Raw genomic sequence first — 12722 nt, forward strand, 5'->3', positions numbered from 1 at the left:
GGCCTTCGTAGGGCGCTCCCCTCTCCGTCTCGGCTTCGCCGAGCCACCTCTCCCCACTTCGTGGGGCGAGGAACCTTTATCCTGAGGCGCTGCGATCCTTCGCGCTTCCCTCTGGCTAATCGCCAATGCCCCGCCGCCGAGCCCACCCCATGAGCGGCACGATCTGGTCGAAATTCTTCTGGTCGGACTGGGAGTCCGATCCGAACCTGCGGCTGTGCTCGCTGGCCGCGCAAGGCCTGTGGATGCGCATGCTGTGCATTGCCGCCGCGCATGAGCCCATCGGCTATGTCGCGATCGCCGGCAAGGGGCTGGAGGAGACCGCCCTTGCCCGCCTTGCCGGCTGCGCGGAGACGGAGCTTGGCGCGCTGCTTGCCGAACTGGAAGGCAACCGCGTCTTCTCGCGCGACCGCCACGGCCGCATCTATTCCCGGCGCATGATCGCCGACGCCCGCAAGGCGCGCGCGGCGCGCCGCAACGGCTTGAAGGGCGGCAACCCAAGCCTTTCGAAGGAAAGGGCTTTTCCGCCCTCGGATAAGCGGCGGGCAAGGGCAGGGGATAAGGTGGGCGATAAGCCCCAGAGTCCAGACTCCCAGAGTCCACAAGCCATCGATCCATCGGGAGAAAAAGCCCATGCTTTTTCTTCCCCCGCTTCGCGGGACAGGAACGGAAAAGCGTCTTCAGGGCAACCGGCAAGGCCCGAACGGAAATGGCAGCGGCGCAGGACGCATGTCGATGCCGCCAACGCAATCATCGAGGAGATCAATGACCGCAGCCGAATTGCAGCAGGCGGCGAAGGCGCTGGCCGCGATGTTTTCCTGCTTCCCCCAGTCCGCGCTGGCTGACGCCGAGATGCAGCTGCGCGGCTATCTGGCCGCCGTGCAGGATGCCGAGCTTCAAGATGTCGAGGCCGCCATCCGGCGCTTCATCCGCGGCGAGGCCAAGATGGCCAACGCCCAGTTCTGCCCATCGAGCGCGCAGCTTTCCATCGAGGTGCGCGAGAGGCGCCTGATGCGGGAGTTGACAGCGAAGCGGGGTGTCCTGCCAGGCGCGAGTTCCTCGCCCCCGCGCAGCGGGGGAGAGGTGGCGCGGCGAAGCCGCGACGGAGAAGGGAGCGCCCTCCGCGAGATCAAAGCCGGCTGAGAACCCGACTCCTCGCATCACGAGCGGAAGCCGCAACGAGGCTCAACCTCCTACGCCATTGGCTTCGCGGAGGACGTCCCCCTCTCCGTCCGCTTCGCGGCCACCTCTCCCCCACCGCGCGAGTTCCTCGCCCCCGCGCAGCGGGGGAGAGGTGGCGCGGCGAAGCCGCGACGGAGAGGGGAGCGCCCTCCGCGAGGTCAAAGCCGGCTGAGAACCCGACTCCTCGCATCACGAGCGGAAGCCGCAACGAGGCTCAACCTCCTACGCCGTTGGCTTCGCGGAGGACGTCCCCCTCTCCGTCCGCTTCGCGGCCACCTCTCCCCCACCGTTGGTGGGGGCGAGGAACCCAAGTTCTGCAACGCCCACCCACAAAGGACCCCATCCATGCCCCGCAAACCCTCGAAAAAACCCCAACCCCCAAAACTCCCCAAGGGCGAGGCCGAGCAGGTGCGCATCCGCCGCGAGGTCGGCCACGACTTCGCGCTGAAGCCGGACGCCTTCGGCCGCCAGCGCCTCACCGCCGGCACGGCGGAGGCGCGCCGCGTCTACGAAGTCTCGAATGGCGGCTACACCTCCACCGGCGGCATCGTGCGCCTGCGCAATGTCGATCCGCTCACCGGCATCACCTCGCTCACCCGCCAGCAGCGCGAGGCCGGCCAGCGTTTTCGCGATGATTTCGAGCGAGCCGCCCGCCACGGCCTGCAGCCGCAATCCTGGAGCGAACGCGTCGACGCCAGCCGCATGGGCGGCGGCATCCCCGATCGCGTCCTCTCAGCCGGCCGCGCCCATGCCCACGCCACGGCGGCGCTTGCCCATTGGGAGGTGGCGGAGGTGGTGCGCAAGACCTGCCTCGAAGGCCAGTCGGTGAAGGCCATCGCCGAACGCAGCGGCGAGGGAAGGGATGTGGTGGTGAAGCTGCTGAAGGTGGGGCTGGATTTATTGGCGGTGCATTATGGGATGATGGGGAGGAAGGCGGAATGAGGGGGAATTTCAAACGGGAGTATCAAGCGATCAGCTTATCATTCAACCTGCTGCAACATTTGCTACTGATCGGAATATCCCCAGATAGCTAAGCAAGAAATACGAAGCTGGGGTAGCAGGATCTGTGCTCAAGAGGAATTCGCCCGGCGATAAAGGTTGCAGAGGTGCAGCGCGCAACTCAGCCCTAACGACATTGTTGTATCTCTGTGCCGCCTCTGCAGATCGATGGGCGATGGCATTTCTGATCGCCTTCATCCGTTGTAGGCGAGCCGAATACGCAGTGATCGAACGCTTGATGGGATCGCCATCATGAAGATAAACTTCGCAGCGACGCACAATGGTATCCGGGCTGTTCCATTCTAAAAATGGCATACCTGACTTCAGAATATCTCGAGCGTGCTCGCCGTCTTTTGGAAGAATGAACGAGGGCACTCTGTGGCCACCGCGAGTCGGTCTATTCCTTGTGTAAAGTATGAACACTTCCTCGAGGAATAGTTCGTAGTGGCTGAAGGCTTTGATGAATACGCTTTCGGTCATCAAAATCATTTGATGCTTCGAAAGCGTAGCGGGGCCGGGGCGCCCCGGCCCCGGACGATATCGGCGTTGATTTTGCGCATCCAATCTTAGCAACGCATCCAGTTCTTGGATGAAGCCCGCATGGACCGCACTGACTTTTCGGCGCTCCATGCTAAATCGCCGTGCGCAGGACCTTAGAAACAAAATTAGAACGCGCAATTCGCGAGCCAGTGTCCGTCGTGGCGCGGCGCGACCGGTCTATGAATTCCGCAAACTCCACCGGTATGTCTGCGTCCTTGTAATCGGGTGAGGTATACAGATCGTACCTAGCGCTTATGTCGTCAAGAATAACTCTTAGCTTTCCGACGTTCGCTGTCGTTATTGCAGGCCTCACTGCCTCCTCGAGCCCCAAAGTCTTGAATAAACCATGAGATATTGTTGTAAAGAGCGTATAAAATAAATGAATTCTAGACCAGTTTGTAGTTGCCAATTCTTCCGGCTTGTAAATTGCGTTTATGAATGACATTACTTTGTCGAATTTATCCTCGACGACATCCATACTTTCAAATTCTTCCTCGAACTTTCGATATTGCGCCTCAAGATTCTTATTTGTCTGAACTCCGTCGATTAATGACACAAGTAGATCGGATGTCAACTCGGCTTCGAGCATTCGAGTTACCTGAGCCTTCGTCACGACCTTGGCTGCAAGAAGATAGTCTACGTAACGATACCCGAGGCGATAAGCAAGTTGCTTAAAGAAACCAACGTACTTTGCATTCAGAAGCTCTTGGGGATTTAGCTTGACTGTATAAGTGTTTAAGCGAGCGAATATATCTAATATGTCTCTGTACGGTAGATCATAAAGCAGATCGACACCGATTTCATACTTTAGGAACGCAGCCTGAACCTCCGGAGGAAGCATGTGAAACCGTTGACCTGCGTACTCCTTATTGTGTGCCCGTGAAACGGCATAGTCTCCGTCAACGTATTCCAGAATCGCCCTGAGGCGCTGCTGCCCGTCGACCACAACGCGCACATTTCTTCGGTCGGTTACATCCTGCGTCAACAGCATTTTCGGCATTGGCTTGCCGCGGATAATGGTGTCAATAAGATAGGATTTTGCCTGGAGACTCCATACTGAGCGGCGCTGGAAATCGGGTGACAGTTGGATTTGATCTCGACTATTCCATTCAACAAAATCCGACACATTGTACGTTCGTGTATCGAAATCTTTCATCTCGCCCCTCGTCAATCTCGAAATGCCAACGAAATATCAAATCTGCGGACTTGGCTAGTGGCAAATAATGAGTGACAGAACGCTGGCCTATGAATGCGGCCTCGTCCCATGTGGTTGCATGCCTGCGCTATGGTGTCGCAGGATGATGATCAGTGGTCCTGAGGATCACCTTCACCGCCTTCGCCCCTCCCACCCAAACACGCTCCGTCCGCCCAGCAAATGCGACTGGTCCATCTCCCCCGCCACGATCTCCTTCAGGCTCGGCCCCGTCACATACCGCTCCATCCTTCGTGACTCCCCATCCAGCCTTCTCAGCGCCTCCAACTCCTCGTTGCGCCCGAGCTTCGCCTTGCCCACCGCCGATTTCAGCACGGAAATCGTCTCGTCATAGACTTTCAGCGGCACGGGGAAGGGGTGGCGGTCCTTGCCGCCGTGGGCTAGCGAGAAGCGCGCCGGGTCGGAGAAGCGGTAGGGCGCGCCGTGCACCACTTCCGAGACCATGGCGAGAGCCCGCACCGTGCGCGGGCCGACGCCGGGGACGAGCAGCAGCTCGGGGAAATCCTTCGGGCCGCTTTCGATGGCCGAGGCGATGTTGCCATGAAGGCGGCGCATGACGATGTCGCTCTCGCGCACGTCGTGATGCGCTGGCATGACGAGGTTGGGCAGCAACGGCTGCGCGGCGGGCTCGGGTTCGGGTTGCGGCTCCAGCACGGCAAGTTCGGTCAGGATCTTTTCCGGACTCATGGTCTTAAGCAGCTGGACCTGGCCTCCGCGGGCTTTTTCGGCGCGGTGGTCGGTGAGGTTGATGATCTCGCCCTGGCGCTCGCCCTCGATCGCGGCATGCGGCTGGTCGACGAAGCTGGTCAAGCCTTCCGACAGCCAGTGGTAGCGCCGCGCCTGGCGGGCGTCGCCGTTCATGCCCTGCTGCACCACCACCCAGCGCCCGTCATCGGCAACGATGAAGCCGTGCAGATAGAGGTCGTAGCCGTCTTGCACCGCGGCGCTGTCCACCTTGGCCACCAGCCGGCTGGCGGTGGCAAGAGCATCGCCGTCCAGGCCGACGCGCTCGCCGATCGCCAGCAATTCGCCCGGCGTCTTGCGCGAATGCGCGCCGCGCCCGCCGCAGACATGGATGCCGAGCTCGTTGCTGAGCGGGTTCAGCCCGCGCTTCAGCGCGCCGATGACGGACGTTGTGATGCCGGATGAATGCCAGTCCATGCCCATCACGGCGCCGAAGGACTGGAACCAGAAGGGATGCGCCAGGCGCCGCAACAGCTCGTCGCGGCCGTAATGGTGGATGATCGCCTCGCACAGCACGGCGCCGAGCTTGGTCATGCGCTCGCCCAGCCATTTCGGGACCCGACCGCCATGCAGCGGCAGGTCGGCGCTGCCGCTTCGCTGCGTCACGTGATTCTCCTGGATGCCGGTGATTTAGATGGCATTTTGGCGGGGATTTGCAAGGCGCACGAAAGTGCCACTCTCCCCCTTGGGAGAGACGCCCGGTAGGACAGAGGGGGCTTTCCCGCCAGCGTCTCGGTCGTTGGCTGCCACTGCCCTTGCAGCCAATCCGCGGCAAGTCCAGCATCGACAAGCCGCGATCCTTCGCTCCCCCCTCTGTCCGGCCGGACATCTCCCCCGCAAGGGGGAGATCAGCCAGTCGCCTACCGCCTAGTACCTGTAATAGTGCCTGTGGTGCCGGTAGTAGTGCCTATGGTGGTACCGGTGGTGAAAGACGTAGTAGTGCCGGTGATGCCTGTAATACCGGTAGTGCGGATAGCGGACCACGTAGCCGGGATAATAGTCGTCATAGTAGCGCGGGCCGTAATAGCGGCCGCCATAATCGTAGAACGGGCCGCCATAGTCCCCATAGAACGGACCGCCGTAGAACGGAAAGCCGCCGAACGGCCCGAAACCGAGTCCGAGGAAACTATGCGCATCCGCCGGCGCTACTGTAGCCGCCGCCGACGCGACTGCGATCACCGAAGCAAATAGGAGCTTTTTCATGGGGCAACCTCCTCCTGAAGGTCGATCACCCTATAAACGCGCGCGAGCCGCCCGGTGTTCCCACAACTGCTAATATTCGCTCGCCGGGAGTAGCAGCGTCAGCTCGGTTGGAGAGTGCTGGAGACGCCAGGCGCCTTATCGGGCCTGACGCACGATTGCGCGGGGCGACGAACCGCCCCGCGCAACGATGCGGGCTTACCAGTGGTTCTTACTAGTAGTTGTTGTAGCCGTTACCGCACACGCGCACTTCTTCCGTCACGCGGTGGTGATGGCGCCAGTGCGTTATCAGCTCTGTGCGGCAGTTATGGCGATGGTGGTAGCGCACCACGTAACCGCCATTGTAGTAACCATCATTGTAGTAGCTGTCATTGTAGACATGGCGGTAGTAGCGGTGCGGATAATAGCCGCCATAGTCGTTATAGTAGCCATCGTCATAGCCCGGACCGACGCCGATACCGAGTTGCACGCTGGCGGCGCTGGCCGGCGCGATCGCGAACGCCGAGGCGATGGCGATCATCGAAGCAAGCAGAAGCTTTTTCATCGCTGCCTCCTTGAGTTTCGAGGACGCCCCTTCGAGAACAAAACGATTTCGGGCGGTCCATGTTCCCGCCGAGCCGCCCGATTGCCGAGCCCGGACGGCGCGTTGGCAGGACGTAAGGCGGCGGATGCGACACATCGCTTCGCCCCACAATCTCATGAACCCGGATATTTATTAGAGCAACTGCAACCGACCGGGCTTCGGCGCGTTGCACGCCGGCGAAGTATCTGGGATCATTGCCGGACGCACGGCATGGAGGCTCGATGGTGGCGGCCAATCGCGGGAACGGGGCGTCGGAGCCGAGGCTGGAAGGCCTGCTCGCCGCGTCCAGGGGCCATCCGCGCACGGCGCTGCCGACGGTGGCGAGCGTGGTTGTCACGGTCGCGGCGCTCTATTTCGGGCGCGAGGTGTTCCTGCCGATCGCCGTCGCGCTGCTTTTGACCTTCGCCATCGCGCCGGTCGTGTCCTCGCTGAAGCGCGCCGGCGTTCCGCGCATCGCGGCGGTCATCGCCAGCGTCGCCGGCGCCTTCGCCGCGCTTTCGCTGTTCTCCTTCGTCGTCGCCACCCAGGTCAGCGATCTCGCGCAGAACATCCCCGTCTACCAGATCAACATCCTGACCAAGGTCCGCGCGCTGAAGGAAAACGGCCTCGGCGGCGGCATCATCGCGCGCCTGGGCGGCGTCATCGAGCGCGTCGGGCAGGAGATCGATCGCCAGGAGCCGCAGCTGCCCTCGGCCGCCCAGGCGCCGAAGCGCGAGCCGATCCCGGTCGAGGTCGTCTCGCATGAAAAGCCGCTCGAGGTGCTGCAGAACCTGATCGGGCCGCTGCTCAGCCCGCTCGGCTCCGCCGGCCTCGTCGTCATCGTCGTCATCTTCATGCTGATGGAGCGCGAGGACCTGCGAGACCGCTTCATCAGGCTGGTCGGCTATGGCGACCTCCATCGCACCACGCAGGCGCTGCAGGATGCCGGCAAGCGCGTCGGCCAGTATCTGCTGATGCAATTGGTGGTCAACATCATCTACGCCGTGCCCATCACCATCGGGCTCTGGGTGCTCGGCATCCCCAACGCGCTGCTTTGGGGCCTGCTGGCGCTGGCGCTGCGCTTCGTGCCCTATATCGGCCCGATCATCGGCGCGCTGCTGCCGCTGTTCCTGGCTTTGGCCGTGGCGCCCGGCTGGTCGCTGCTGTTGTGGACCGCCGCGCTTTTCGTCGTGGTGGAGCTCGTCACCGGCAACGTCATCGAGCCGTGGCTCTACGGCTCGCACACCGGGCTCTCGCCTTTGGCCATCATCGTGGCCGCGATCTTCTGGACCTGGCTCTGGGGGCCGATCGGCCTGGTGCTGTCGACGCCGCTCACCGTCTGCCTGGTCGTGCTCGGCCGGCACGTGCCGCAGTTCGAGTTCCTCGACGTCCTGTTCGGCAACGAGCCGGTGCTGGAGCCGCATGCCAGGCTCTACCAGCGGCTCCTGGCCGGCGACCCGGACGAGGCGACCGACCACGCCGAGGAGATGCTGGAGGAAAAATACCTGTTCCAGTTCTACGACCAGGTCGCGATTCCCGCGCTGCTGCTCGGCGAGCAGGACCGGGAGCGCGGCGTCATGGACGACGCGCAGCGCAGGCAGCTCGCCGACAGCGCCATGACGCTGGTCGCCAATCTCGACGACAGCGCCCAGCAGGAGGCTGAGGAGGAAGAGAGCGAGCAGGCGGCCGCTGCCGATGAGAAAGCAGCCGACAGGAAGGCTGGCGAGAAGAACTCCGGCGAAACGAAGCCTGCCGAGGCGGGGGTGGAGGAAGAGGAGGTCGATCTGCCCGACGGCTCGGGGATCGCAGTGCTCTGCGCCGGCGGGCGCGGCGAGCTCGACGACGCTGCCGCCGCGATGCTGGCGCAGGTGCTGGAAGTGCAGGGCGCTTCAGTGTCGAAGGCGAGCTTTACCGAGCTCGAACCATTGGCGATCCGCCGTCTCGACCTCGAAACCATCGATGCCGTCGTGATCGGCTTCCTCAACCGCCAATCCACCCGGCACGCGCGCTTCATGGTTCGTCGGCTGAAGCGCGTCAAGGCGAAGCTTCGGGTAGGCATCGTTTTCTGGTCGGAAGTCGGCAATGGTGACGTCGAGGCCGCGGCGGAACTGGCTACCACTCTTAACGCGGACTTCGTGGCCTTCGGTATGATCGACGCGGTGACCGGAGCCCTTTCCAAAAAGACGGCCGTCACGCTCAAGGCCGGCCACCGGCGCAGGCAGCCGGCGCGCAGGAAGCAACTGCAGGCCGCGGAGTGAAGGCGGGGCGCCCGCCAGCGGGCATCACGGTGTCACCACAACGGTGGGAAAGAAAACTCGCCGGGCCAACCCTGATGCCCAAAGCCCACAGGCCCGGCGAGATTTAAACCTGATCCCCCGATCAGGACCGGCGGGAGGACACCGGCAATCTCTTCATAGCAAGATGGGTGCCAGTCCCGAAACGGGACAGTGATGCTTAACGCCGCGAGCCCTGCGGAACGTCCGTGAAGTGTTGCTAATGTGCTACAGCATATAGGCCGCGCCAGCTATAAAGCTGCACATGCGGACCTACGAAAGCCTTGAAAGGGGGGTACCTTTGAAGAAGACTTACGAAAAGCCTGTTTTGGTCAGGCGCGAAAAGCTGAGCGGCATCGTCGCAAAGCCATCATCTTCCATTCCACTTTGATGTGGCACTAAACTGAAAGCCCGCCGCCAGGCGGGCTTTCTGATTTCATGGGGAATGCGGCTGAGGCGAAACCCATCGGATCCTCAGCCGCGGACCTTCAAAGCATGTCTCCCGAAGGTGGGAACCGGTCCGGGATAAAGACTTGCGCAAAAATAAAACACCTAAAGCGCATGGAGCGAATCCGAAGGATGGCGACGCGCTTTAGGCACCCGTCGCCGCATCGCCCCTCGCTGTCGCATCGCCGCGTGCAACCCATGCGGCCATCGGCTATGCCGTCGCCAGCCAATTCCGGCGAACCGAAGGAGCATTCGATGACCAGACCCACCATTTTCAAATTCGGCGCCGTCGAGCATGCGGAGGCCGGCGACCTGCCGGGCTGGGTCGTCGTCGAGGGCAGGCCGACCATGCAGACGGCCGTGCAGCACACGACCGGGGATGGCAAGGTGATGTCCGGCACTTGGCGCGCCTCGCCCGGCACCTATCATGCCACCTACACCGATTATGAATTCGTCCACATGATCGCCGGCCGCATCATCATCACGCCCGACGGCGGCGAGCCGGTCGAGGTCGGTCCCGGCGACGCCTTCGTCGTCGAGGCGGATTTCAAGGGCACATGGAATATCCTCGAGCCGGTGACAAAGCATTTCGTGGTCGTGGCAGGGTAGGGCGCACGAACTGCCAGAGAGGGATTTGGTAGGGCGCAGGCCTTGATTTTCGTAGGGCGCCGACGCCCCTCCAGTCGTCATCCTCGGGCTTGACCCGAGGATCCGTGCCGTGACCTTCGACGTGAAGCGCGACGGTGCAGAATTCTGTACCGTTGCAATGCGTTAGCCGTCACGGCATGGATCCTAGGGTCTGCGCGCGTCGCTTCGCTCCTTGCTCCGCCCTAGGATGACGAACGGCAGGGGCGCCTGCCCTACCTTCCCACTTTCGAAATCACCCTCTTCTCCACGTCCGGCTCCAGCGATTCCGCGAAGGGCGTGGCCATATGGTGCTGATCGCGGAAGGCGAGCTTGCCGCCGATGACGGCGTGGCAAATGGTGGCGCTGCAGAAGCGGTCGGTGAGGTCGACGTAAGCAGCGTTGGGGATGCTGTCGACGATGTCGCGCTCCACCGCCGCCATGGCGTCGTTGGCGGCATAGGCGCGCGTCTGGTCGCATCGCGAGGGCGCTTCGTCCCGCCACAGCGCCCGCGCCACGCAGGTGTCGACATTGGCGTTGTTGAACGGCACGTCTCGGATGAAGGCGACCTTCAGCCCGGCCTTGCTAAGGCTGGTGAGGGTGGAGCGCAGGCCGGCCCGCCAGTCGGCGTCCTGTCTTGCCGTGTCGCCGTCGCTGCCTGCTATCTTGCGCCCGCTGGTCAGCGCCAGCTCTGAAATGACCACCAGCGCGGGCCGCGCCTTTATGATCCCGGCGATCGCCTGCTCGCGCCAGCGGTCGCATTCCGCGTAGGGGCGCTTGAGCTCGGCCGACCATACGCTGATGCGCGAGGCGCGGCAGGAGTTCTTCAGCCACGTCACCACCCGGTAGCCGTTCTTCCGGCCCGCCTCGATCAGCGGCGTGGACCAGTGGTCGGCGTGGGAGTCGCCGAAGAGCGCGATGACGCGCCGGCCGTCGCCGAACACGCAAGGAGCCGGCGTCACCGTCTCGTAGTCCTGCACGCAGCCCGCCTTGGCGCGGGCGGTGGATGGCTCGGCCGCGCTGGCGGCGATGAGGCGCTGTTGCGGATCGAGGTCGCGAACGGCGAGCCTGGCATTGCCATAGGCGGCTGCGACGCCGGTGCCGGTCAGGAGGAGGGCCGGCACCAGCGCCCGCGCCGCATTGGCCATCAGCCAGCCGTTGCGACGGATCGGGTTCTCGATGAGGTGGTAGGTGAGGGCGGACAGCGCCAGCGTCAGCGCCAGGCAATAGAGCCGCTCGACTGGCGTCAATTCCGGCGCCAGCATGCCGACATAGACGATGACCGGCCAATGCCACAGATAGATCGAATAGGAGACCCTGCCGGTCCATTGCAAAGGCGGCAGCGCCAGGGCGGCATTCACCCAATTCCGCCCGGAATCGGGTGAATAAGGAGTGCCTTCCCTGGCGCCGGCCGCTCCCGCCTTGAGCAGAAGGACCGTGCCGGCGACAGGCAGAAGCGCCAGAAAGCCGGGGAAGGGAGCGTCCTCGCTGAAGGTGAGATAAGCGGTCCCGATCATCGCCAGGCCGGCCAGGCTCAACGCCCGCCCCAGCAGCGGACGCGTCTGCAAGAGCCGCGCCGGCGCCGTCGATGCGAGGCCGCCGGCGGCAAATTCCCATGCGCGCAGCGGCGAGAAGTAGAAGGCCCAGGGCTGCGAGACGCTCGTCAGCCAGGCGCAGAGGATGAAGGAGACGAGGCCGACAGCGGCGATCGCGACCAAGATGGCGCGCTTGCCGTGTTTCAGAGCAATTCCAGGAGAAGTGTGAAGTGGTTTTCCGTCCGCAATTGCGTCAGGACGAAGAGCTTGGGCGGTTTGCCGTTTTGGCAAAACTGTTAAACGGCCCAGCCAGGCCGCCAGCATGAGGAGCGCCGGCCAGGCGAGGTAGAACTGCTCCTCGACCGACAGCGACCAGTAGTGGATGAACGGGTTCGACGTGGCGTCATTGGCGAAATAGTCGAACGACCAGCGGATCAGCCACAGATTGATCATATAGGCCGAGGCGAACATGGCGCCCTTGGAATAGAGCGCCTGCTCCTCCGGCGACAGGATGATCGCGCCGGCGGCAAGCGTCGCGAGTATGACCATAAGCGCCGCGGGCAGCAGGCGCCGGGCGCGCCGGGCATAGAAGCGCAAGAGGTCGAGCCGGCCTGTTTCGGATATCTCGGCGACCAGGTGCCGGGTGATCAGATAGCCCGAGATGACGAAGAAGATGTCGACCCCGGCAAAGCCGCCCGGCAGCATCGCCAAGCCGAAATGGTAGGCCACGACGCCCGCCACGGCCACCGCCCGCAACCCTTCAATATCCGGTCGGAAATCCTGCGCCGATGCTGACACGAATACGAACCTCGCACCGTTCGTTCGTATCCCGCCTGCGGCAAAGCCTCGGCCCTATGCGCCGATATCGCAACGCAACAAATCTAACGCAGTGCAACATAAGGGGAGGGCTAGTGGTGACAGGGGTGGGCGGCGCCGCTCCTCAACTTGCGTGAGAAGGCGTCAACGCCCCTCCGGGTCGACAGGGCTTGGCCCCGCAGTCACGCCTTCTTCAGGAACTCCGTCTTCAGCACCAGGCCCTTTACCTGCTTGGTGTTGCATTCGATCTCGCCGGGATTGCCGTTGAGACGAATGTTCTTCACCAGCGTGCCGCGCTTGATCGTCTCGGACGTCCCCTTGACCTTGAGGTCCTTGATCAGCGTCACGGAGTCGCCATCCTTCAGCGGCGTGCCGTTGCTGTCTTTCACGATAAGGTCGGTCATGGCGGGTCTTTCATCGGTTGGACGGCCTGCGCCCGCCTATCGCGCCGGCCATGGCCTGGTCAAGCCTCGCGCTTGGCCCGGGGGGGGGGCCCCCCCGGGGGGGGGGCGGGGGGGGCGCCCCCCCCCCCCCCCCGCGCCGCCGCCCCCCCCCCCCCCCCGCGGGGGGGGGGGGGGGGGGGGGGGGGG

The 12722-nt window shown here is 63.3% G+C and carries 12 protein-coding genes; 5 read left to right on the plus strand and 7 right to left on the minus strand.

Features of this window, described 5'->3' with window-relative positions:
• The first annotated feature begins 149 nt into the window (after window positions 1–149).
• From P9272_RS15840 to P9272_RS15850, 3 genes are all read left to right on the plus strand, one after another.
• Entirely contained in the window at window positions 150–842 is a 693-nt protein-coding gene (locus P9272_RS15840) for a hypothetical protein (RefSeq protein ID WP_278161226.1), read from the plus strand.
• Window positions 763–1140, plus strand: a complete 378-nt coding sequence (locus tag P9272_RS15845; protein WP_278161227.1) for a hypothetical protein — start codon at window positions 763–765, stop codon at window positions 1138–1140. The genes P9272_RS15840 and P9272_RS15845 overlap by 80 nt, the downstream gene beginning before the upstream one ends.
• 384 nt (window positions 1141–1524) lie before the next feature.
• Window positions 1525–2121 (plus strand): DUF6456 domain-containing protein, encoded by a 597-nt coding sequence (locus P9272_RS15850; RefSeq protein WP_278161228.1) that lies wholly within the window; start codon window positions 1525–1527, stop codon window positions 2119–2121.
• Window positions 2122–2163: 42 nt separating this feature from the next.
• Here P9272_RS15850 and P9272_RS15855 read toward each other — a convergent pair whose 3' ends face one another.
• The 5 genes from P9272_RS15855 to P9272_RS15875 all read right to left on the minus strand — a co-directional run bounded on the left by P9272_RS15855 (window position 2164) and on the right by P9272_RS15875 (window position 6419).
• Window positions 2164–2808, minus strand: a complete 645-nt coding sequence (locus tag P9272_RS15855; RefSeq protein ID WP_278161229.1) for a hypothetical protein — start codon at window positions 2806–2808, stop codon at window positions 2164–2166.
• Between the two features lies 1 nt (window position 2809).
• Window positions 2810–3874 carry a DUF262 domain-containing protein gene (locus tag P9272_RS15860; protein WP_278161230.1) on the minus strand — a complete coding sequence of 355 codons (1065 nt, stop codon included), beginning with the start codon at window positions 3872–3874 and terminating at the stop codon, window positions 2810–2812.
• A 171-nt stretch (window positions 3875–4045) separates the two neighbouring features.
• Entirely contained in the window at window positions 4046–5281 is a 1236-nt protein-coding gene (locus tag P9272_RS15865; protein WP_278161231.1) for a DUF763 domain-containing protein, read from the minus strand.
• A 261-nt stretch (window positions 5282–5542) separates the two neighbouring features.
• The gene (locus tag P9272_RS15870) at window positions 5543–5878 is read right to left on the minus strand and encodes a hypothetical protein (RefSeq protein WP_128261271.1); all 336 of its coding nucleotides are present in this window, start codon (window positions 5876–5878) and stop codon (window positions 5543–5545) included.
• Window positions 5879–6089: 211 nt separating this feature from the next.
• On the minus strand, window positions 6090–6419 hold the full coding sequence (locus tag P9272_RS15875) for a hypothetical protein (protein WP_128261272.1): 330 nt from the start codon (window positions 6417–6419) through the stop codon (window positions 6090–6092).
• A gap of 263 nt (window positions 6420–6682) precedes the next feature.
• Between P9272_RS15875 and P9272_RS15880 the strand changes: the two genes are divergently transcribed.
• A complete protein-coding gene (locus tag P9272_RS15880) occupies window positions 6683–8695 on the plus strand; it encodes an AI-2E family transporter (RefSeq protein WP_278161392.1) in 2013 nt (670 codons plus the stop codon).
• Between the two features lie 717 nt (window positions 8696–9412).
• Window positions 9413–9766: a cupin domain-containing protein gene (locus P9272_RS15885; protein WP_278161232.1), complete on the plus strand. Its 354-nt coding sequence runs from the start codon at window positions 9413–9415 to the stop codon at window positions 9764–9766.
• Between the two features lie 251 nt (window positions 9767–10017).
• Here P9272_RS15885 and P9272_RS15890 read toward each other — a convergent pair whose 3' ends face one another.
• Window positions 10018–12114, minus strand: coding sequence for an acyltransferase family protein (locus P9272_RS15890; protein ID WP_278161233.1), 2097 nt, complete (start codon window positions 12112–12114; stop codon window positions 10018–10020).
• A gap of 200 nt (window positions 12115–12314) precedes the next feature.
• On the minus strand, window positions 12315–12536 hold the full coding sequence (locus P9272_RS15895) for an alkylphosphonate utilization protein (RefSeq protein WP_128261277.1): 222 nt from the start codon (window positions 12534–12536) through the stop codon (window positions 12315–12317).
• Window positions 12537–12722 lie beyond the last annotated feature (186 nt).

The sequence above is a fragment of the Mesorhizobium sp. WSM4976 genome, from assembly GCF_029625685.1.
GTDB lineage: Bacteria > Pseudomonadota > Alphaproteobacteria > Rhizobiales > Rhizobiaceae > Mesorhizobium.